General features: G+C 33.3%; 1 protein-coding gene and 1 pseudogene. Both read left to right on the top strand.

The features are described from left to right. Window positions 1-189, top strand: a pseudogene (locus CN514_RS25815) (tetratricopeptide repeat protein); the annotation flags it as partial. 12 nt (window positions 190-201) lie between these two features. Further along, on the top strand, window positions 202-550 hold a 349-nt coding region (locus CN514_RS18775), incomplete at its 3' end, for a hypothetical protein (RefSeq protein WP_098233914.1).

Raw genomic sequence — 550 nt, 5'->3', positions numbered from 1 at the left:
GATGCTTTTAATTGTCCTGAAGGAATGGCAAATCCTTTCATACTACTGAGATTGGGTCAAAACTTATATGAAACCTATGAAGAAGAAAAGGCAAAGGAATATTTGTTGAAAGCCTATATGTTGGAAGATCAAAGCATATTTGAAGAGGAAGATCCAAAGTATTTAAAGCTTATACAAGAGCTAATATAGGGGGAATTAAGGTTGAAAATATCAAATCTTGAACTTGAACAGAGTATATCTTTACTATCCGATAAAAGTAACCAGGAGTTCGATTTAGGAAACTACGAAGACTCAATTAAATATCTTGAAGAAGCTTGGGATGCTTTACCCGATCCAAAAGGTATCTACGATGATAGTTATCATTTTGCTTTTTATCTAAGTGAGACCAATCTCCTGATTAATAATTTTATTGAAGCTAAGAAATGGGCAGAAGTAATTTACAGCTGTAATCTTGATAGAATCGACTCAGGGGAAAGAGAATTTCTATCAGGAAAAGTAGCTTATGAAATTGGAGATATAAGCGCTGCAATAAGATACTTTGATTTAGCAA

Origin of the sequence: Bacillus sp. AFS001701 (assembly GCF_002559405.1) — a bacterium.
Lineage (GTDB): Bacteria > Bacillota > Bacilli > Bacillales > Bacillaceae_G > Gottfriedia.
This window is presented reverse-complemented; position numbering and strand designations above follow the sequence as displayed.